Genomic DNA, 19,653 nt, shown 5'->3' with positions numbered 1-19,653 from the left:
CAGCTAGTTTATTCGCTTCGAATCCTCAACCCCTTGCTGAAGAACTGTCTCGAGCTCTTCGAGAGCAAGTCGAAGATCAGATATCACCTCTCGAATTTCACCGTGTGTATCGTTTTGGTCTTTTCCATTTTCCTTATCGTATACCACAACCCTCAAGACATTTAGAAAACGTGTTTCTGCATCTGGATCGGCAATTTCGGCAATCTCAGCAAGCTGGTCTTGGTCGAGATCTAGTTCTGCCACGACTTCCCTAACCAACATGGAAGCCAAACTTGCAGCATGGTGCTTCAGTTTTCTGGCCAAGCTGATTTTATCCTCATTGGGACCATTTGGCGGTTCGAATGGCGTCCGGATTTGGAACACTGGATCACCAGTAGATAGCTGTAACTCCATGGCAGAAAGTGCTTTTTCATATCGTTGCATTGGATCTCTGCCAGGGTAGTGGCGTCGTTCCGGCCAAAGCTTCAAAATCAGATCAGCAGTTTCCTGTTTGAGTGTTGCATCTTCCTCAGAGGCGATCATCTGCTCCGACAAGTAAGCAGCCATCCACTTTGCTGTTATGTCACGGTCATCCAGTTCACTGATGAGCTTGCGCCCAAGCTCCTCTATTGCCTGATCTCGTTTCATATGTTCCGTCGCGACAGAGCCGGATGACTTCGACCCTTTTTTGTGCGACTCTTTTTCTTCTGTTTTGGCCATAGTCGCTCCCAATTGAACGTTCAAAATTCACAGTTGCTATTAAATCGCATTCAAGTTCATCCATGCACTTTCGAAGGCTATGTTTGGTGATGCACAATCGAAATCCGTCGATAAAGGAATATGATCTATGTCGCATAGACCTTTCGCTGTCGCTCGGAGTAGTGCTCCAAGTACGGTAGCGCAAATCTGTGGTCCCATTTTCTGCAACACCCCACGACGGAGATGACAAAGCGCCAGCTGAAATTTGAAGGGCACCCAAAAGAGCGCTTGAAGGAGCAGCTTGAATACTCCGTGCTTCAAAGCGGCGTGGGTCTTTTTCGTCTACTCCGGAATCACGATTGCCCATTGGGCGCTGGATGGCTGGAATTGTACTGAAATCTCGATTCTTTGGTTTGTCCTCGTCAAACTCGTCAAGGTCAGGAATGAAAACATCATAATAGTCTTCGGTGGCTGCGTAAGCACGCAAAAGCGCGGGAGCCGTCTTGCTTGGAACGAAAGCAGCTTTACTACGAACTTCTCCATGGGCTGCCTGACTTCCATACTCATACACCCCGTGCTCGCGATATTGACAAAGGACCAGGCTACCGTCTTCCGCAATTAGCTCTGCCAGCGGATCAACTGCATCCACTTCGCCAACCCATTCCTCTCGATCAGGTTCAAGTTGTTCCCAGTATCTGTTCAAAAGTGGCAACGCTTCTAGAAGGTCCGATATCCAGATCGTTGGATAGGTCGTGTCATCGCGCTCCAACCAACTTTCAAAAGTGTCATAGTGATCGTCATCAGCTCCCACCAAAGGGCGTGTTTTCATCAGTTCGCCAACCGCCATGTGCAAGCCGTGCCATTGTAAATAGACCGAGTGTCGATGGATGGTCGGTCGTGACCCATGCCCCGCCGAATAAAGTCCGTAGTCGTCATCTTTCAAACGGCTCTTTCTCGGCTCATTCACCCAATGACTGGTCTCTTTGTGGCCATCCCAGCGATCCACGATCCATTCCTCGGCAACTTGGATCAACTCACTGGATGACAAATCTGCAAACATCCGGCATGCGGGAGAGTACCAATATGGTATGATGTCCATGCTGTCGAAGCTAAATCTCGAGCCTGGGTCGGCGTGACTATCGAAAGCACGGGAATGGCGATCTTTCAATCTCGGTGCCCTCGTCGAAGCTGCGCCGTTCATTGAGGCCAGGTTTGTTTCATCCACCTCTATGTTCGCTCCGCATTGTCGTGCCTGATCAAGCGCTCTCGCTAGGAAATGTCCGATCAGAATGTGCGGTTGGTGCTTGGCCCATAGCTTCAAGATTGCGGCTTCATGGTTCTCAATAATAGCCGGATGATGAGATGACACTCGAGCCAACACCATCGACAATTGTTGGGCAGCGTTCATTTCTTGAAACGGGCAGTCGGCGAAAGTGTAGTGGCAATTGAACTGCCCAGTAGCATGATCCAAAACACCTTTTATCAAGTCTGCTAGGCCTAACTGCACGGAAGTCAAAAGTGCGTGAGAAGCCTGCCAACGCACTCTTGAATCAATATCGCCCAAATACCTGTAAATCAGAGCTGAGACGATCTCGCTTTGAGTTGAGGGTAGGTTTTGTGGCTCAAATAGGTACCGATTACGCACGTCGTCATCAATGTTTAGGCGAACTTCTGTGCGGTCGATCAGCCGAACCAATAGTTCATCCGCTGTTTCCAGTTCCAGGTTGCTCACGTACTCGGCAAGAAGCTTCAGAAGACTCGCTGCACCCAGCTTCGAGGCATTCTGTTCAACCAAGTCTAAAACAACTTGACGTCGGCCTTCTGGAGGTAGCCCAGATCGGGTCTGGAGTTCAGTGAACTGTTCTCCATGATACCAACTATAGCCCATCGTTCTGCTGCCAAGGTCCACAGTCAGCTTAGGAAGTTCGCTTGCGCACCACTCGCTTGTAGCCCTTCCTGGCCAGTCGTCCAAAGCAGCAAAGATCGCTTCTATTTCATTGTCGGGCCATCTAGATGTCCGTGCGCATTGAGCGAGTGTATTGAGGTGCTTTATCTGATCTGCAAACCGAACTCGCGTCCGCAACTCAAGCAGACGCTCTTTGTAGTCGAAAATTCTTGCATTTCGATCTGCTTCTTGAGCGTCAGCGATTGTATCAGCAGACAGCGGATCAACGGAGGACCAATTGGCTTCACCTTTATCCGTCTGAATTTCCTTATTTGGTTCGGGCCGCATCGGATCGGCTTTTTCGCTATAAGGTTTTTGCGGCGACGAAGCCATTGATTTGAAATGCCTGATCTGTTCAAGCCGGGACCAAGCTGCCGCTGCGGATTTCGTGGATCGACACATCTCTTCCAGATTGTCGGGAAGATGGGCATCAGAGTAGGGTGTTGTTTCCAAAATCTTTCGCTGAACGAGATGATTCAACAAACCACCCCCTACGTCCTCAGAAACTTTGCCCAAGTCATTCAGAATTCTGTCTTCAACCGATGGCGGCACATCTCCCAGGACCTGGGCAAGCGAATATCCATCGGGTGCGCTAAGCCAACCTGTGTCGAGCGTAGCTTTTAGGAACAGCGATATCTCGTTACAGCGCGTAGTGAACCCTTCATCTCCCCAACGAGAAGCGGTCATTGCGCCAACAGGTGGGTTCGATATGGAGATCGCCTCCAAGGCCTCTTCCAAAGGAAACCCATCTTCCGAATCTAGCAATTCGCCGGCATGCCGTACAACCCTCGCAAACGCGCCCAAGAGTTCTCTCGTTTCCGATGTATCTGGGCGCTCCCGCCTCACGACGCGGCAGAAAGCATGTAACACGTCTAACGCTTCGAGATCGACTTCCTCTGCAATCTTCAGCGCGTCCGAAAAAATCACCGATGCATGGTCTTTAGAGAAGTCCATGAATACGCGCGCTATTGAAAGCAGATACTCAGATTTTTCGGTTGCTCGGACGTGAAGCTTCCGAACTTCCTCCGACTTTCGCTCCAACGTTTCGGCAACTACAGCTTGCAGTGAGGGATCGTGCAAAGTGATCGCACACAGTTCAGCGTCTTGGTCAGAAAAGCCTTCGCCTTTGGCCAGCGAGGAATTCAAGAAGGTGACTTTGGTTGGTCGGTCCAACCCTGACGAAAGCAGTAGATCGGTCGCTCTGAGGCGCAGAATACTCCTCATGTAAGAAAAGTGATAACTCCTGCTACTTGTGTTACCCAGGTTGGTTATTTTCTGATCCAACTGCTTAGCGGCGGTACTTGTCCTGCTGCCTAACAAAGATGCGTATGCTTTATATGCTGGGAGCAACCCGTAGATCTCATCATACCGCTCTTTTGCGAGCTTGAATTCCCTTTCGCTTTCCTCAGCCTGTTCTTCTTCTCTAGGCCTTTCCGGTTCAGTGAAGACAGCTTTGAGGTCTGGTTCCTCACCGTTTGAATGCGACGTTAAAATGGCTGTGCGCAGTGCAAAGTCTATGCGGTAAGGATAGGTTAGATGAAGCCCTTGGAAATTTCGCGGCCAGTCATTTCGCAGTATATTCAAGATTAACTTCGGAGTTTCCTGTGCAATTTCTCCAGTTGGCACTAACCCCTCGAGAAAGAACAGTATTTCATCCCTTATTTCGGCTGTTAGCGACGGTCCGGATCCAAATCCGTCATCTTCCGCAATCATCTCAAAATCGAATTGGGAGAGGCCGATGAGGGCATTTTTCAGCTGTTCGGGTGAGGGAGTAACGCCGGCTCGACGCAAAGCATTGACTGCCAGGAAATGGTAGCGAAAGTTCATCTCCTCCAAGATATTAGCGATCACGCTAGGGCCGCACTCGATCACAATCTTCGCGATTACCCATTTGCGCAAAGCTACACAGAAAGAGGCATTCGTCCATCGATCGCAATCTTGTTCGACCAACGGCCATCCGCGAAGGGCATAAAACGTCAATAATCTTGTTACGACATCACGCTGTTGTGTGTTCCAGCTATGATGCCGGTTTTCATCATTAAAGGTTTGGTGCATCCACTCTTCGGCGGCCTGCAGATTTAGGCGGCTTTCAAAGGGTTTGCCTTGCCTCGCTTTTTCTCGTGCAAGGTTGAACAATACCGAGCCTTGCTTGCTTCGTTTCTCGGGGTCATTGAGGACGAGAAGGCCAACTGTTTCCTCTAGGAAAGGGGCCGATAAATCAGAGTTCTCCAAAATTAGGTTGTCAACTTTGCCGGAGGCTCGCATCGCTTCGGCTCCGACAAACATTGTCTCTCCAACGGCTATTTCGTCTTGATCATTTGATGCGATGTGGAGTGCGGCTCGCAGACGTGAAAGATCCACTCTTCGCCTAACAATCGGATCCGAAATCGCGGCAGTGCCGTCCCTTTCTCCGAGGAAACTACCCATCTCAGATTTTCTGCCGCAAGCTATCAGCGCGTCAAACAAATGCGAGGCTGCATAACCTGAATTTAGTCTCTCAGATACAAGAACATCGGCAATCGCCGAACGCACCGTGTCCTTTGCCTCTTGGGCAGTGGCCTCCGAGTACTCTTCAAAGTCCTCGTTAGAAAACTCAATGCCCCGATCACCTAACCGCAGGTTCGGTGCAAGGTCGTTCACTATGTCTTCAGTGACTTCTTCGTTAAGTTTGCAAACGCGAGACAATACACCAATAGGTATCGGGGCTGAAAGTTCGTCCAAAGCTGCACACCAATGGCTACGCCGTATGTTAACTCCACTACGGTCAAAAGCCTCGCGAACCTTTGCATCGAAGAGATCATTCAACGACTTTCCATTAGGGCGTAGAAAGTCGATCGCATCTGACAACGATTTTGCTCCGGCCAACGCACTTGTTTGAACGCGAGGAATACAACGCGAGAGAGCATGAAAATCGGTGATCTCAGTTTCGCTTCCTTCCAAACCACGAAGCGTGACCATTGCGCTTGTTTCACTCAGAGAAAACTCGGGGCATGGGATTTTTTTTGACCCCTCAGGGAGGTTCATTTTTGACAGTCTAGAGGTGCGGCAGGTGACAACAATACGAACGTTGGAGGGTAAATCTGTGAAGGCAATCAACTGATCCACAAAGCACATCTGTGGCGGAGTTTGTGAAGCTGCGTGAGTTGTGATGTTATCCGCAGCGTCGATTACAATGACCAGCAGTGAACCAGGATTCTCTCGACCAAAAATCTCAGCCGCCGTTTCCAACTTTTGGCGGAACGACGGCGCCATGTCTTCCCGTTCTTTGTAAGGAAAGAACAGCGGAGTTTTGGTCAACCTCGCTAGTTCATTAGATAATTGAGTGAACCCTTGCCACGAACTATGCCTTGGCCTTGACGGGTCACGATAGCTGCCTGCGCCGTAGCAGTCGTAAACTATGGTTCTTGAGCCAGGTGGCAACGCGGTCTCTAGACTTCTAGCTGTCGTTGTTTTTCCACAGCCCCCTTTTCCATGCAGCACTACCGGTGAATGCTTTTGAACCTCGCTGGCTAGAGTTTCAGTTATGGTTCTCGGGATCACTTCGGAAAGGGGCTCAAGCTGTGGTTCGCAAGGGAACAGCCCTTGCCCTCTACCAAGGTTAAACCAACTCAACACCGTATCGCGCTTGACAGCGCGATTCCCCTCCGGGCCAAGCAGTTCCTGAATACGCACACGCAGATTGTCGGCCATGTCCTTGACTGGGCTCAGAACAAGTTCTGCGATTGCATTTGTATTCTGTTCACGGAGCTCAGCTCTGGCGTTTTCACCGCCTTCAAGCGAAAGCAAATCGCAAAATTGGATTAGTTGGTTTTTCCCGAGACCAGTTGCTCGTTTCAGCGTGTCGTAATCGTCTCCCTGCAACTCACTGCTTTTTGCCTTATCTATAGTGTTCTGCAGGCTTTTTGCTATTGGCTGGTTCGTTACCAGCTTAATGCCCAGCGATGCCTTCACCTGGCCAGTATTTTTCCCCTTAATCGCACCCCGAAATGCGTCTGCGAGTCTCCGCGCCACGGAGTTATTGCCTGTCTTCTTTGTTGATGCGCAAAAACGAGCAAGCGTCCAACTATTGTTCTGGCCAGTCACCGAGTACTTTAGCTGAACGAGTTCAACGCGTGAGTTTTCATGATTCTCATTGTCGTCGAAGTATAATGCGCAGTCCACACCGTCCCAATTTGCGTCGTCCCTAGTTTCTGCAGCCTCCCTAACACCCTCGACTGTTAGCTCCGTAAGGCCTGTAGCCGGGTCCAGCAGTTTTAGGGCGTTTCCGAGTGCCCAGGCTTCATGAAATTCATCTCCGGCGTTAGATGCGGGTGCGCCAAGTACGTCTAAAGATCTGCTCAATACTTCATCTTTTCAATGCGATAGTTAGTGACAAGTCTCCAACGATGTTCACATCGATTGCCCTACGATTCAAGGCCTTGGCAAGGCTATCGGTCGCCATAGGGCATACACCAGCGTCGAACGACAGTTCTGGGCCGTTCGTGCCTAGCTTAGTTCTTGAATGGAATGACGTTTGACCCGCCATTGGCAAATGCCACTGCACCTTCTCTGCGAATGGTGGTGACGGCTTCCTCTAGCGCAGACCGGTCGTCGTCAAAGAGATCGTCCCAGACGATGGATGTCCCGTTTTCGGTCACAACCTCCAGCGACCATCCGTCCCCGCCTTCGAGTTTGTAGATGTCTACCTTGAATGGCAGCCCATCCTCAACGATGCGCTGCGAGGCGCTAGAAATGACAAGGTTGGGTTCGCGTTCCATCTAAATACCTCTTTGATCTTCAGTGGATGATAGAGGCACTGATCACGAAAGCCAATGTCCGCAAAGCTGGCTAGGTTTGCAGTAACCTGACTGGTCGGTGAATGGCCGTTGTGGGCCGTCATGCGCTTCAAAAGCAGTGCCAGACGTACTTGATATGCCGTGAGTCGAATTGTCGCACTTACGAGTGATTTAACATCACTAAGGCCGAATTTCATACATGAAGCGTTTGAAGTTCGATACGTGTGCGCTCCGACCCCAATTTAACGTTAGAACGCCCTTCGGATCTTGAACGATTAGGTTTCATTGGCGATTTCTGATTTTCCCTAAGTTAATTATTAAATCTACCCTTAAGAAAGCTGTGAAGGCACTGAATAAAAACAGCTTTTCTGAATAAGCAGCTCCATGTCTGCCACGTGGGGAAATCGTGCCTGTATGACGATTCGAAGCTCTTGCCAGCCGAGAATCACCCGCATAGAGATCGGTATGAAGTCATACTACATCTAGCGGTTTGGTGTCGAAGCGATGCAAAAAGAAGTGGCCTTGAGAGAAAACCTGAAATACCGAATTCGGCTGCTCGGACATAGCTTCAGTAGCATAGCCGCGGAGCTTAAGATTAGTACCGGGGCCGTCTCAAATTGCTGTTCGGGTGTTATTAAAAGCAAGCGAATTCAGAGCGCTATCGCCGCTAAGCTTGGTGAGGATCCGGCCGCCATATGGCCGTCGCGATATTCTGACCACCCAGATCAATCACAAAACGAAAACCAGCAAAAGGAGGTTCAGAACGACAAAGTTTCTGGGGTTCCGTAAGAGGCAAAGGCCGAAGCGTTGGAGCGCTCCGACCTTTGTAAGCTGTGTGAAAAATCTGGCAGATCCATCACACCGCTTTGATCCCTCTTTTAACGCCAAAAGTCAAGTTAACGCAGCACCGCTTGGGGCAGCGACAGATGGCTTTTGGTCAATTTCATCAAAAGAAGGGAGACAGCATGTCTTCAAATGTTACTACCCATGGCTTTCCTCAACCCGTTTTCCTACCGGGAGCGAGAGCTATCAATCGGCGAACAAAAGGACACGGTACAAGCAACGTGGTGCTACCAAACGAGGGCTCCGGTCCAAACCACGTTGTTTCGGTTGAGGCTATTTTGGAGCGAAAAGGGCTTCAGCATTACCTGTCTCAACCAGGCATTGTTAAAGTTACTGGGCAGGCTGGCCCAGTTGGATACGTGGATGTTGACGGTAACCAGAAGAAGCACACTTTCGATTTACTTGCCCATCGTTCAGATGGTTACAAGATCTTGGTGGCCGTCAAACCATTTGAAACAGCTGTACGAGACCGGCTTGATCTCACCCTCCAGCAAATCGCTGCCTGCGTCCCTGCAGGATTTGCAAACGAAGTCGCATTGTTCACGGACCGCACGATTTCGCGTCAACAACAGGTCAACAACTCGCGGTACCATGCCATCCGGAGGATTGCCGACCAGGAAGCGGAATTAGCAGTTGAGCGGGAAATACGCCGACTAAATGGGAGTACAACAATCAGCGACCTAATTGACGCTGTAGGGCTCGCAGGAAGAGCCTACGGGGCGATCCTAAATTCCATCTATCGTGGCGTCCTGCATCAAGTCTCAGCTGGACTGATCGACTACGGCACAGTTGTCCGCGTGGGGGCACTGTCATGAGTTTTATCAATCATAACTTCTGGAACTACTGCACCGGCGACAAATTTGTAATCGACGAGACCGCTTATAGATTTGTCAGACAAGACGCCAAGTGCGTCATGCTTGAAACGGTGACTGAACCACGCGTAGTTGAGACATTTTCACACGAAGAAATCTACGAACTCGGCCAGTCCGAGCGGTTGGTCTATAAGCGGGACGATTACAGTCTTCGCAAATCTCGGAAACCGCGTGTCGATGATGGCCTGCAGTTTGCAGACCTCCCCGAAGACGAGCGCAAAGATGTGTTTTGGAAAAAGCTCTTTTGCGATGAATTACACCGCGCGTTTGAACTGAAGGAGGCTGTTCGAACAGATGTCTCAATCGCAGGGCTTCTGCCGAGTATCACGGCATCGGTGACAAAGAAGTGGAAAGCTTTCCAGCGTAACGGCAAGAACAAGCGGGCTGGAAAGGTATGCGAGGTTCCGGATGAACCAGGGGCTCGCACTTTGCTCCGATGGTATTGGGACTATGAAGATGCGGGATTGCGCATTGAAGGTCTGAGAAGCCGCATTGGCGAGTCAGGAAACTATACACAGCGGTTTGAACCCGGAGTGGTGGCGTTGCTGACAAAATGTGTTCAGGAGTACGCGACACGTCGCAGAAAGAGCCAAAAGAAAATAGCGGAAGAGACCGAAGAGGCGTTTACTAAGGTCAATGCTGAACGCCGTGAAGCAGGCCTGCACGAATGGAAGATCCCAAAACTCAGCGCCGTGCGGCGGGCTATCCTTAAAATGGATGCATTTTTTGTATACTGCCAGCGTCGGGGCCTCGATGCCGCTCGCAAGAAATATGCTCTGTTTGAAAGAGGGATTCCTCTTCAGTTTCCAGGTGAGCATGTAGAGATCGACGAAGGCAAAATCGACTTGATGACACTGGCAACGACAACCTTCATTTGGGAGCAACTGACAGAAGAGCAACGCAAGAAAATCCCAAAGCAACGGCGCTGGATGTATGTTGCGATCTGCGCGACGACCAAGTGCATTTTGGCGATCCACATATGCAAAAACCCATCCGGCGCAGAAGCTGTTAAATGCTTATCGCTGGCTACGAGAGATAAAACAGACATTGCAATCGCAGCCGGTGCGCAAGACCGCTGGGATAAATATTGCGGGCTGTCTTTCGTATCGACGGACCAGGGTACGGCTTTTCTATCGTATCAGTTTGCGGAAGCTCTGGCCGCGTTAGGCGCCACGCACGATACACCTGCAGGGGCAACTCCATGGCTGCGCCCGTTCATCGAAAGGGTGTTCGGAACATTCAATACGGATTTGTTCCAAGAGGCCAATGGCAGGGTATTTTCAAACCCTGCCGAGAAGGGAGATTTCGACTCCGAGGGTACGGCGACGTTAACTGATGACATGCTCGCGATGATGTTGGTGCGATTTGTTGTCGATGTTTACCACAATCGACCACATGAGGGCTTGAATGGCGAAACGCCAAACAACGCATGGGACCGATTGAGCCGGCGGTATCCGATGTGTCCGCCGCCGCTGCCAAAGGATCGCCGCGCTATTTTCGGTCTGAATGTGCGCCGAAAGGTGCGCGGGAACGGCGTTCTGGTGTGCGGTATTCAATATCGATGCGACCAACTTGACCAGTTATTCCTTCGTCGACCAGACGATGAACACAATGTCAAAGTGCGGATTAATCCCGAAAACATTGGAACTGTTGACGTGCTGATCGACGGGATGTGGTTTCCTGCCAAGGCTGTCGGGGGTGGGTTTGATGGTATTCGAATGGATCTTTGGATCGCTAAGGTGAGGGCCATTCGTCAATACAATCATGATCAATCCCTACTGAAGCGACACGTCGTTCTGGAGGCGCTGGCAGATATTCGAGCGATGAATAACGAACCATTCCTGTTGATGGACATGACCCCGTTCGGTTGCACGGCGAAGCAGATAAACCGGGCTGAGAAATCTGTCTTCCTAGGGCTTGAAGCCGAAGCTTTGTCCTCGGCGGAGATGGAGAAACACTTCGTCGCCACCTCGTTCAAGGTGAGTTCTGCTGCGTCAGAGGCAGCAGCTCCTGAAGCCCGCAAGGTCGTTCAGCAACCGGAATGTCCAGCCATAGACGACGAAGCCATTGTTGAGGCAAGTGGTTTGGTTTTTCATGGGACAGGCCACAATGGATGATTTTAACAGTGCAATGCGGGTCTCGAAAGAGACCCGCAAACTCAACGACATCTTTGTTGAAAACCAACTTCATAAAGACTTCTCAAGGGCGTTCACATCCATTTTGGCTGACTTAAGGTTGGATATCGAGATCGCTGCCCCAAAACGCCGGAAATGCGAGGGCATTGTTCTTTTCGGCAATTCGGGCTCCGGAAAAAGTACCGTCATCGATTATGTGCTGGATCACCATCCGCATCTTCAGCCCAAGCGTGTTGTCAGGCGTGGCGTGGAGCGGATAACCAAAACTGACGTATGTGCAATCAAAGCATCTTCTCCTGCGACGCTGAAATCCGTTGGGCAAAATATCTTAGCTGAACTGGGGTACAAAAGCGATGTTGACCCCCTCAATCTCAACAACAAGGAAGCCCATTACATCTGGAATCTTGTGCGGCAGTATTTAAAGAAATCGGGGGTTCTGGTGTTATTCATTGATGAAGCGCAGGACTTTATCATCAATCAGAACCGCATTGAGATCACTAAAGTTATCAATACTCTTAATTCCCTTTTGCAGGACAAAGAATGGCCAGTATGCGTGGTTCTTGCCGGCATGCCCGAGCTCAACACATTGGTTCAGCGCGATGATCAACTGGTGAACCGAACGACGAGAATTTCATGTTCAAAACTGGTGGCCGAAACGCACAAATCGGACGTGATGTCGATCGTCTCGCACTATGCTTCAGTGGTCGATGTTGACCTGCACCCGGATCTGAGAAAAGTGAGTTTCGTCCGGAGACTGCTTCATGCATCCAGCGGTGATTTCGGTAAGACCATTCAGGAAATAATTCGAGGTTTGACCGCTGCAATTACAAACCAAGCCAAGGAGGTTACCGTCGCTGACTTCGCTGCGGGATTCCAGGAGAAGTACAAACTGGTTGACGCCGCCAACCCGTATATCGTTCCAGATTACCTCAATATCGTAGTCCCAAGTTCAGGTGCAAACGTAAACGTCAACCTCGACGGAGAGAGTTGAAATGCCATTGCCGTTCCTGATCGACCTACAGCCGTTTGAGACACAGACCTCATTTGGGTCACGTTTGGCTGCGGCAAACTTAGCAGAGTACGCCCAATACTTTTACACTGACGTGAAGATTGCTTTTCCTGCACTGGTCCGTGGTGAAACAGCCCAGCTTAATCGCCTCTCAGAGCTTGGCGATGTTGATCGCGAGATGCTTCAGTCAAATGCGGTCCGCAGCGGTACCGGTGAAGGGCACACGATTGGAGGCCAGTTCTTCGAGAAACGTACCTTGCTACGTTCTACCCAACGCGTATGCCCGGCCTGCATCATCGCTGACATCGAAACAGGAGGCGAGTTTGGTGCCTATGGCCGGAGTTACTGGCATATGGCAAGCGTGAGAACCTGTGTTGCCCATTCTAGGCCGTTGCTAGGCCTCGACGCCCTGAAGAGCCCTCGCAATGCCCATGACTTTCATGGACGCATTGTTGATGACTTCGAAATCATCTCCAGTGCTGACGCAGCAAGCGCCAGAAGATCCCCTACGGATTTGGAAAGCTACCTAATCGCCAGGTTCCAAGGACGTGTCGAGTACAATTGGCTCAATAAGTTCAGCATTCAAGTTGCGAGCAAAACCTGTGAAATGCTCGGAGCGGTTATGATGCGCGGCCCAACGGCAAATCTGGCGGCATTCCAAGCAGAGGATTGGCTGGCAGCGGGATCGGCTGGATTCTCTGTCGCGTCGCAAGGCGAAGAAGCGTTTCGCGCCGTGCTTACAGATCTTCAGCGCCGCCCAGGTGTCCCGTCAGGCGGACCGCAGGCTCACTGGGGACGTTTCTACCAGTGGTTGGCATTCAGCGGAAAGCCACAGTCGTACAACAAAATGTTGGGCATCGTTCGTGACCACATCATTTCAAATTATCCGATCGCTGCAGACGAAACTGTTCTTGGAAAGAAATGCCTAAGGCGACGAGTTCACTCGCTGGCATCTGCTCAAAGAGAGACAGGATTGCATCCAAAGCGTTTGAGGACATTGCTGATTGAAGAGAAGTTTCTACCAGCTGACGATGGACAGATCCAACATGGTGCGATGGGTTTCTTTGACGCAATTGCAGCCGACGACTTCTTAAGAGAGACGTCCGCTTCCGTTGCTCAACCCCAGGCCCAGAAGGTGTTCAATATGTCGCGCAGCCAGTTTGATGTCATGCGGAAGTGGGGTTTCATTGTACCTGTCACAGGTAGAGCCCGTGCTAAACCACGATATTCGCTCATCGCATTGAAGGAGTTTCGACATCGTTTAATAAGGCAGGCGGTTCCCGTCAGGTATCTGGGTCGAACGCATGCCGATATTCAGACAGCAGCAAGAAAGGCTGTTTGCAGTACTGGTGAGATCGTAACCCTCATCATCGAAAGCCAACTGGATTGGGTCGGTTTTACCAACGGTCAGCGGACATATCGAAACCTTGTTGTTGATGTGGATGAGGTCATGTCAAAGTTGCACACTGCGGTCGTTGAAGGCCTCACAAAGAAAGAACTCAAAAGCCTTCTTGGGGTCAATGATTGCGTCATCAAATGGCTATGCGACAGTGGTTATCTGCCGCTTCGAAAGAGCAGGTCACCAATTTCCCGGAAATCTCAGTCCGTGGTGCGTCAGGAAGATCTAGACAACTTCAATAGGCGCTACGTGACACTTAGAAATCTGGCGCGGCAAAGCAAGTTCAATTCGCAAAGACTTAAATCCATGCTGAAAAAGGCGTCGGTTGAACCGCTTGATCGCTCTAACGAGAATGGTCGGAATGTCTATCGTCGCAGGGACGTCGAACATGTTCTGAACATGGTACCATCTGAAGCCGCGTTGGCTAACGAGGATACTAATGTTTTTTGACGAATGCGGCGGTTCGCTTCAATCTGCGTCTCTTAACATATCGAGAATTCCGCGACGAAGGCTATCTCTCGCGTCACATACGGTGCGAAGCGCGTGCTCAAATTTTTGCTCATCTCCGCTGTGAAACGCGTCTTTGATGAGTTCAAACTGTGCGTCCATGTCGCCAGCAAAGGTATATTCTCTTTCAAAGTCAGTGATCGGATTTTCCTTCCTTTTAATCTGTACTCGGACCAACGAGTTGAAGCGGTTTGCTTGGTCGCTTCCTTAAAATGGGAACCGATAGAGCGAAGGAGGTGGTTGTTCAACCTCCGGCGGAAGGCCGACATCCTTCCTCAGGTGAGCCGGTAACTCGGCTCTTCTGCGCAGAACAGCCCGTTCCTCGCTGGGTCGCCGGGCAAGTAGTGCCGCTAGCCGCACCAAAACTCTCGCGTACATTGCTGGCGGCCAAATGCCGCTTCAGATTTTCGCGGCTGCTGCGAACTTTTCAGGCTGGTGAGTGTTGAAGCACTAGGTCGCTAGGTCCTATACAGATAGGGCGCGTCTAGGGGGTGAAATTTTAGATTTAGAACAGTACGCTAAGTTAAAAACAATCATGGTTGGCATTGATGGCAAGTTCAGCTTTTTTCTTTACGGGTAAGGATCCAATACGCTTAGCTGAGGCCGAGCTAAAAGAGTACTATCGTTCTAGGCTTGCGGTCATTGAAGTCGCTCCGGATGGCAGTTGTAGGGTTCACTTTTGGGTGCCAAAGAGTGCTTTGGGACCCAAATGGTATACCTACGGGCCGGTAAGTATTTGCTTCTTATCAAATCAAACGGGCCAAAGGATTCTTGATGCAGGCGAAGCTATCCATATTATTGATGAAAGCACCAAAAAAACAGCCTTTGTTGACGTAAGCTCAAATGATCTAGGAGTTTCATTCGTCACGATGGGACTTTCGGCCATGGATTATCGTGCGCTGGTTGACCATCTTGGCAATCACCATGCTTTGGAGGCTTTACTCGCAGTTAACGACATCATTTCATTGAAAGAATATCGGCCAAATAACCCAGAAATCAAAAATCACCGCCTTAGGAAGAGAGTGCTAAAGTCCCTGATTAGGCGGACTGAACAATCGTTTCTTTTAGAAAATGGCATCGAAATACTAAAGGAAAACGAGCGTGCGTCGATTGACGCTGCACGCCCCGAGTTTAGGTGTGGATTCCGGTTACGGGACGGTAGGGAATATTCATTTGATTTTAGATTCGGTTTGACTACGGATCTGGGGCAGCGGATTGCAGTTCTAATCGGGAAGAATGGTTCAGGGAAAACTCAAACTTTACGGCATATCGCCAAAATGGCGCTAGGTGCTCTTTCGAACGACTGGCGCGGAAATTTTATACCAAGCAGAATTATTGGTTTTTACTCAGGTCATAGGGTCTCAAAGGTTTTCCCACCGCAGACACTAAAGCGAATGGTATCTGGGTATAAGATATACAATATGGCTGATGAGGCCGGGCGATCGTCAGCCAGCCTAATTGATACTTTATTGGAAATGATTGGTTCGGACGCTAGGGTAGCTGACACAACTCGGTTTGAAATATTACTTGATAGTTTGGACCAAGCTCGAAAGAAACGCCCTATCTCCATTTTCCATGAAATACATGGCCCGATTGATGTGTCGAAAATTCGTCCAGCACACATGGGTGATGGTAACGTTGTTTTCTTCACGCGAACCGATGGTCAAGTCCAAGAAGATATCTCTGATTTTCAGGAATCAATAGATCGTTCAAAGGGCGTGTTCGGCCGGGAACCAAACGATCTAAGTTCCGGTGAAGAAGCCTATATACGATTTTGCATCTTTTCCTCCGCTTATACCGAAAATGGATCTTTAATTTTGCTGGATGAGCCAGAAGTGTTTTTGCATCCTCAATTTATCGATGCATTGATGGGTTCTCTGCACAGAGTCTTAGAATTGACGGGATCAGTTGCCGTAGTTGCCACCCACTCGGCCTATGTTGTCCGTTGTGTGCAAGAAGAGATGGTTCATATCATTAGGGACGGCGCAGAAAGTGTTGTTGGCGGTAGAGTGGGCGTCCAAAAAACAAGGATGAAGACGTTCGGAGCCGATGTCGGCTTAATTTCTCTTTTTGTTTTTGGCGAAGACGAAATGGAAACTACCGAAAACCGTGCTCTCAGTCACATTTCAAGAACCGGTCAGGACGTCTCATCTCTTAAGTCGCTCGTATCAGAAGATTTGATTTCTAAGATTGTAAACAAAAATGAAGAAGATTGATAAGCCGCATGACAGCGGCTCGGCCAGTCTATGTGCGGCCAGTAGAAACAAGCAACTAAGAAAAACGTACCCAAATCTTCTCAGACTCGGATTGCGTGCGGGGCGCCTGGCTCAGCACTACGATGCTGCGGGTGGAGACCCGAACATTGTAAGGTCTACTCGCATTTCTGCTAAAGAGAAACGGGCCGTTCTTGACCTGTATGAATCGCCTCCCAAAGGAATGGGCTACATTGGAGAGCTTCGGGATTCACTTGCCGGGGAAACGTGCCCAATGTGCGGGGGATATAATCCAACCGAACTTGACCACTATTTAACGAAAAAAAAGTACCCAGAGTACGCATGCGTTTCATATAATCTTGTACCAGCTTGCTCCTGCAATCGAATGCGTGGTGAGAGATTATTTGATCAGGTAACTCATGCAAGGGTCCTTCATCCCTACTACGATGATTGCATGGTAGAGCCTTTGATCGATCTAAAATTTAACCCGAACGACACTCCACCGCTTTTTACGATCAACTATACGATTGCAGCCTCCAATCCAAATTACAACAACGTCAAATTTCATGTAGACAACATAGTTCTTAGGACCAACTTCTTAACGCATATTGGAAAGAGATGGGGACGCTTGAAGGCTCAACCCGATGCGATTCTTCCTAAGCATAGGGACTACCGGGCTAGCAGCGACGAATTTCACTCATACTTGATTGAGCTTAGTGATGGGAAATCTGCTGAGACAGGCCCAAATTCTTGGGCAGCGATTTTCTTTCGCTCAATCTCGAGGCGAAGTGTTTCAGACTGGATCTTTGATAACTGCTAGGCCTTTAGATCAATTTTAGGGTGGTAGAGAACATCTGCCTGTGTTGCGAGGAAGAAAACACTATGCTGAATACCTCACAACAACTGGTCTTTGATTTCCATAGATGCAAGAGGACAAATTCGTGGGCCGTGAGGCATTAGAATAGCCCTCAGCGCAAGCCTAGGGCTCAATTTGCGATAAGAAACCAACTTGTACTGAATGTACGTGCTATGTGTATTTTATGGGCGCCAAAGAGTAATATTCAAATATGAACTGCAACAAAAACAACGAGTTACACGAGATCAAATGGGCAAACTATGGGTCATTTCACATCCGCTGAGGCAGTCTAGCCCTCTCACACCAAGTTTGTCGTCGGATATCCACTGAATTGGAACAGTTGAGGCAGCAATTGGGTTTAGTCGATGCGGAGAACGTAGGGAAAAGGTGCCAACTTCCTTACCGTTGGCCTTTGGTCCACGGGTTTGTGTAACAAGAGGCCTTTCAACACCTTCAAACCAGTATGACAATAATACCGATTGGCCGACACGTAGACCTTTCAAGCCCGGCGCAAACTCTTGATACAAGATGACTTCACATTCAGGTCCTTCGGCCTCGACATTGTTCGGGCAATCTTCAAGTCGTTCGTCGGGCGTTTTGATTCACCCAATTGGGTTGAGGGTAAGCATCTAGAGAACTTTCCAATAATCATACGGAGCGGTGTGATTAACTTGCGCTTGCTCCGGAGTCAATATTATCATACTTATGGGGATGATAATATTGGGAGTGGTTACCGCAGTATGGGCAAGATGGAAGAAAAGAGAGAAGCGAAGCGCGTCTCCATCCTGAACGCTGCTAGGGAAGAATTTCTTTCGGCGGGCTATGAAGCCGCCAATATGGACAGGATAGCTTCGCTAGCAGGCGTGACGAAGCAGACCGTCTATCGCTACTTCCCATCCAAGATCGAATTGTTTGGAACAACTATCAAGTTCCTTGGACAATCAAGCAATGCGGACTTCACTCGCCATCTTGAGCATTCTGATACGCGACAAGCGCTAGTCGGCTTCGCAGAGGGATTTATCCGCTGGCACATCCAAGAAGAACCAATGCGTGTCTTTAGGTTGCTGACCGCAGAAAGTGTCAAATCGCCAGAGATCATAGAGACTTTCTTTACAGCGGCCCCTGATGAAACAAATGCCGCACTATATAATTTCTTCAAAAAACGGCTGTCCATTTCCGATCCCCACGAGGAGATACTTCTTTATACATCGATGCTTTCAGCCTACCGGGATGAAGCTCTGCTTGGAAGAAGGCAGCCGAACGACCAGCAGATCGTCCGGCTCGCGGAGGCCGCAACCACTATGGTATTGGCTAACTCTAATCAGTCTTAGGGTTCAGTGCGCACACCGCCTTAACCGTGCGCTAGCGAACCACGAACGCTTCGCTAGCAGCGATTTTTGCCACTGAATTGGCTTCAAAGTGTTCAACAACTGACGTCCGAACCGATGGCCTTTTTAGGACGTTGTTGGACCACCGAGCGATGTTTTGTAATTCAGATAGTATGGCCGTCGAGAAATGTTCATCCAGTATCACGATGGCTCGGAGTGAAGGTGCAAACGCTGTATCTACCAGGCTGAAATCGCCCCCGTTAAAATACGTGTTATCGCCCAAAGCCTCGTCAATCGTGCAGAGTTTGGCTCTCAGCTTCTCTTTTTCAACTTCAAACACAACCTGTTCGTTGGCGGTTTTCAATTCATAGATGTGATCCAGCAGATCATAGCTGCGACCAATCCACATGCGATTCTGCGCTCTCTGGAACGCATCCTCGGGATGCAGGTCGCCACTGGTTGCGTCGTTGGCGAACTCGTTCATGGCAGCAGACTCGAATAGCGGCTTACCGTTCACCAATAGAAACGGCGTCGCGCCCTGCGGCGATAACTGGTACACCCACTTCGGCTTTTTGTCGGGCTCTATGTAAGTAACCTTGAACTCAGCGCCCTTTTCCTTGAGCGTGATTAAGGTGGGTTGGCAGAATGGGCAAAAATCATAACCTACAATCTCAAATTTAGTCATGGTCACCTCTTGCTTTGAAATTGGTCAGGAAGTTCAGTCAGTGGTTACTTTGCGTGCAGCAGGGACCACAGTGAGGCAGAGCGCATACCCGACCCACAGAACGCCAAAACTGGGCTTTCGAGATCTCCGAGCGCTTTGATAAATGCAGCCACATCTTCGCTCGTTACCGCGCTGGGCTGAACGGGCACATAGCGGGCAGCCAATCCAAGTTTGTTCGCTGCCTTGTCTATCTCGGCAAACCTGGGCTGCCCCGCAATCTCATCGTCGGGCCGATTGCAAATGATCCCCTTGAATCCAGCGTCTTTCACGGCTGTCGGGTCATTCTCAAAAATTTGCGAGCTTACGCTGAAGTCGGCTGAGATCTGTTTGATGTCCATTTTGAACTCCTGTCATCATAAAGAGGACTGA

General features: G+C 49.7%; 14 protein-coding genes. 8 read left to right on the top strand and 6 right to left on the bottom strand.

Annotated elements, in window-relative coordinates:
- Positions 1-3: 3 nt before the first annotated feature.
- The 3 genes from AC2FFP_RS02630 to AC2FFP_RS02620 all read right to left on the bottom strand — a co-directional run bounded on the left by AC2FFP_RS02630 (position 4) and on the right by AC2FFP_RS02620 (position 7,380).
- A complete protein-coding gene (locus AC2FFP_RS02630; RefSeq protein ID WP_496880683.1) occupies positions 4-627 on the bottom strand; it encodes a hypothetical protein in 624 nt (207 codons plus the stop codon).
- Complete coding sequence (locus AC2FFP_RS02625; RefSeq protein ID WP_496880682.1) at positions 578-6,964, bottom strand: P-loop NTPase family protein; 6,387 nt, start codon at positions 6,962-6,964, stop codon at positions 578-580. Before AC2FFP_RS02625 ends, AC2FFP_RS02630 begins: the two co-directional genes overlap by 50 nt.
- Positions 6,965-7,113: 149 nt before the next feature.
- Entirely contained in the window at positions 7,114-7,380 is a 267-nt protein-coding gene (locus AC2FFP_RS02620) for a hypothetical protein (RefSeq protein WP_282157039.1), read from the bottom strand.
- Between the two features lie 522 nt (positions 7,381-7,902).
- Between AC2FFP_RS02620 and AC2FFP_RS02615 the strand changes: the two genes are divergently transcribed.
- The 7 genes from AC2FFP_RS02615 (at position 7,903) to AC2FFP_RS02585 (ending at position 17,196) form a co-directional block, all read left to right on the top strand.
- Positions 7,903-8,187: a helix-turn-helix domain-containing protein gene (locus tag AC2FFP_RS02615; RefSeq protein ID WP_425597020.1), complete on the top strand. Its 285-nt coding sequence runs from the start codon at positions 7,903-7,905 to the stop codon at positions 8,185-8,187.
- A 137-nt stretch (positions 8,188-8,324) separates the two neighbouring features.
- On the top strand, positions 8,325-9,056 hold the full coding sequence (locus tag AC2FFP_RS02610; RefSeq protein WP_282157040.1) for a hypothetical protein: 732 nt from the start codon (positions 8,325-8,327) through the stop codon (positions 9,054-9,056).
- On the top strand, positions 9,053-11,230 hold the full coding sequence (locus AC2FFP_RS02605; protein WP_496880681.1) for a TnsB C-terminal domain-containing protein: 2,178 nt from the start codon (positions 9,053-9,055) through the stop codon (positions 11,228-11,230). Before AC2FFP_RS02610 ends, AC2FFP_RS02605 begins: the two co-directional genes overlap by 4 nt.
- Positions 11,223-12,239 (top strand): ATP-binding protein, encoded by a 1,017-nt coding sequence (locus tag AC2FFP_RS02600; RefSeq protein WP_496880680.1) that lies wholly within the window; start codon positions 11,223-11,225, stop codon positions 12,237-12,239. The genes AC2FFP_RS02605 and AC2FFP_RS02600 overlap by 8 nt, the downstream gene beginning before the upstream one ends.
- A gap of 1 nt (position 12,240) precedes the next feature.
- Positions 12,241-14,106: a TniQ family protein gene (locus AC2FFP_RS02595; protein ID WP_496880679.1), complete on the top strand. Its 1,866-nt coding sequence runs from the start codon at positions 12,241-12,243 to the stop codon at positions 14,104-14,106.
- A gap of 605 nt (positions 14,107-14,711) precedes the next feature.
- On the top strand, positions 14,712-16,379 hold the full coding sequence (locus AC2FFP_RS02590; protein WP_496880732.1) for an AAA family ATPase: 1,668 nt from the start codon (positions 14,712-14,714) through the stop codon (positions 16,377-16,379).
- A complete protein-coding gene (locus AC2FFP_RS02585) occupies positions 16,366-17,196 on the top strand; it encodes a hypothetical protein (protein WP_496880678.1) in 831 nt (276 codons plus the stop codon). The genes AC2FFP_RS02590 and AC2FFP_RS02585 overlap by 14 nt, the downstream gene beginning before the upstream one ends.
- A 281-nt stretch (positions 17,197-17,477) precedes the next feature.
- Here AC2FFP_RS02585 and AC2FFP_RS02580 read toward each other — a convergent pair whose 3' ends face one another.
- Positions 17,478-17,834, bottom strand: a complete 357-nt coding sequence (locus tag AC2FFP_RS02580; RefSeq protein WP_496880731.1) for a TrmO family methyltransferase domain-containing protein — start codon at positions 17,832-17,834, stop codon at positions 17,478-17,480.
- A gap of 138 nt (positions 17,835-17,972) precedes the next feature.
- Between AC2FFP_RS02580 and AC2FFP_RS02575 the strand changes: the two genes are divergently transcribed.
- The gene (locus tag AC2FFP_RS02575; protein ID WP_496723914.1) at positions 17,973-18,563 is read left to right on the top strand and encodes a TetR/AcrR family transcriptional regulator; all 591 of its coding nucleotides are present in this window, start codon (positions 17,973-17,975) and stop codon (positions 18,561-18,563) included.
- Between the two features lie 31 nt (positions 18,564-18,594).
- Here the strand turns inward: AC2FFP_RS02575 and AC2FFP_RS02570 are convergent, their stop codons facing one another.
- Together AC2FFP_RS02570 and AC2FFP_RS02565 are read right to left on the bottom strand one after the other, a co-directional pair.
- Positions 18,595-19,245, bottom strand: coding sequence for a glutathione S-transferase family protein (locus AC2FFP_RS02570; RefSeq protein WP_496880677.1), 651 nt, complete (start codon positions 19,243-19,245; stop codon positions 18,595-18,597).
- Positions 19,246-19,289: 44 nt separating this feature from the next.
- Entirely contained in the window at positions 19,290-19,622 is a 333-nt protein-coding gene (locus AC2FFP_RS02565) for a protein tyrosine phosphatase family protein (protein WP_496723918.1), read from the bottom strand.
- Positions 19,623-19,653: the final 31 nt, after the last annotated feature.

This window comes from Ruegeria sp. YTSC004, assembly GCF_059609805.1.
Note: the sequence above shows the minus strand (reverse complement) of the source record. Positions and strands in the feature narration are given on the sequence as shown.

Bases quoted from the DNA above. Each gene is read 5' to 3' on its own strand.
- AC2FFP_RS02630 (WP_496880683.1), bottom strand. From the start codon at position 627: ATGAAACGAGATCAGGCAATAGAGGAGCTTGGGCGCAAGCTCATCAGT.
- AC2FFP_RS02620 (WP_282157039.1), bottom strand. From the start codon at position 7,380: ATGGAACGCGAACCCAACCTTGTCATTTCTAGCGCCTCGCAGCGCATC.
- AC2FFP_RS02615 (WP_425597020.1), top strand. From the start codon at position 7,903: ATGCAAAAAGAAGTGGCCTTGAGAGAAAACCTGAAATACCGAATTCGG.
- AC2FFP_RS02610 (WP_282157040.1), top strand. From the start codon at position 8,325: ATGGCTTTTGGTCAATTTCATCAAAAGAAGGGAGACAGCATGTCTTCA.
- AC2FFP_RS02605 (WP_496880681.1), top strand. From the start codon at position 9,053: ATGAGTTTTATCAATCATAACTTCTGGAACTACTGCACCGGCGACAAA.
- AC2FFP_RS02600 (WP_496880680.1), top strand. From the start codon at position 11,223: ATGGATGATTTTAACAGTGCAATGCGGGTCTCGAAAGAGACCCGCAAA.
- AC2FFP_RS02595 (WP_496880679.1), top strand. From the start codon at position 12,241: ATGCCATTGCCGTTCCTGATCGACCTACAGCCGTTTGAGACACAGACC.
- AC2FFP_RS02590 (WP_496880732.1), top strand. From the start codon at position 14,712: ATGGCAAGTTCAGCTTTTTTCTTTACGGGTAAGGATCCAATACGCTTA.
- AC2FFP_RS02585 (WP_496880678.1), top strand. From the start codon at position 16,366: ATGAAGAAGATTGATAAGCCGCATGACAGCGGCTCGGCCAGTCTATGT.
- AC2FFP_RS02575 (WP_496723914.1), top strand. From the start codon at position 17,973: ATGGGCAAGATGGAAGAAAAGAGAGAAGCGAAGCGCGTCTCCATCCTG.
- AC2FFP_RS02570 (WP_496880677.1), bottom strand. From the start codon at position 19,245: ATGACTAAATTTGAGATTGTAGGTTATGATTTTTGCCCATTCTGCCAA.
- AC2FFP_RS02565 (WP_496723918.1), bottom strand. From the start codon at position 19,622: ATGGACATCAAACAGATCTCAGCCGACTTCAGCGTAAGCTCGCAAATT.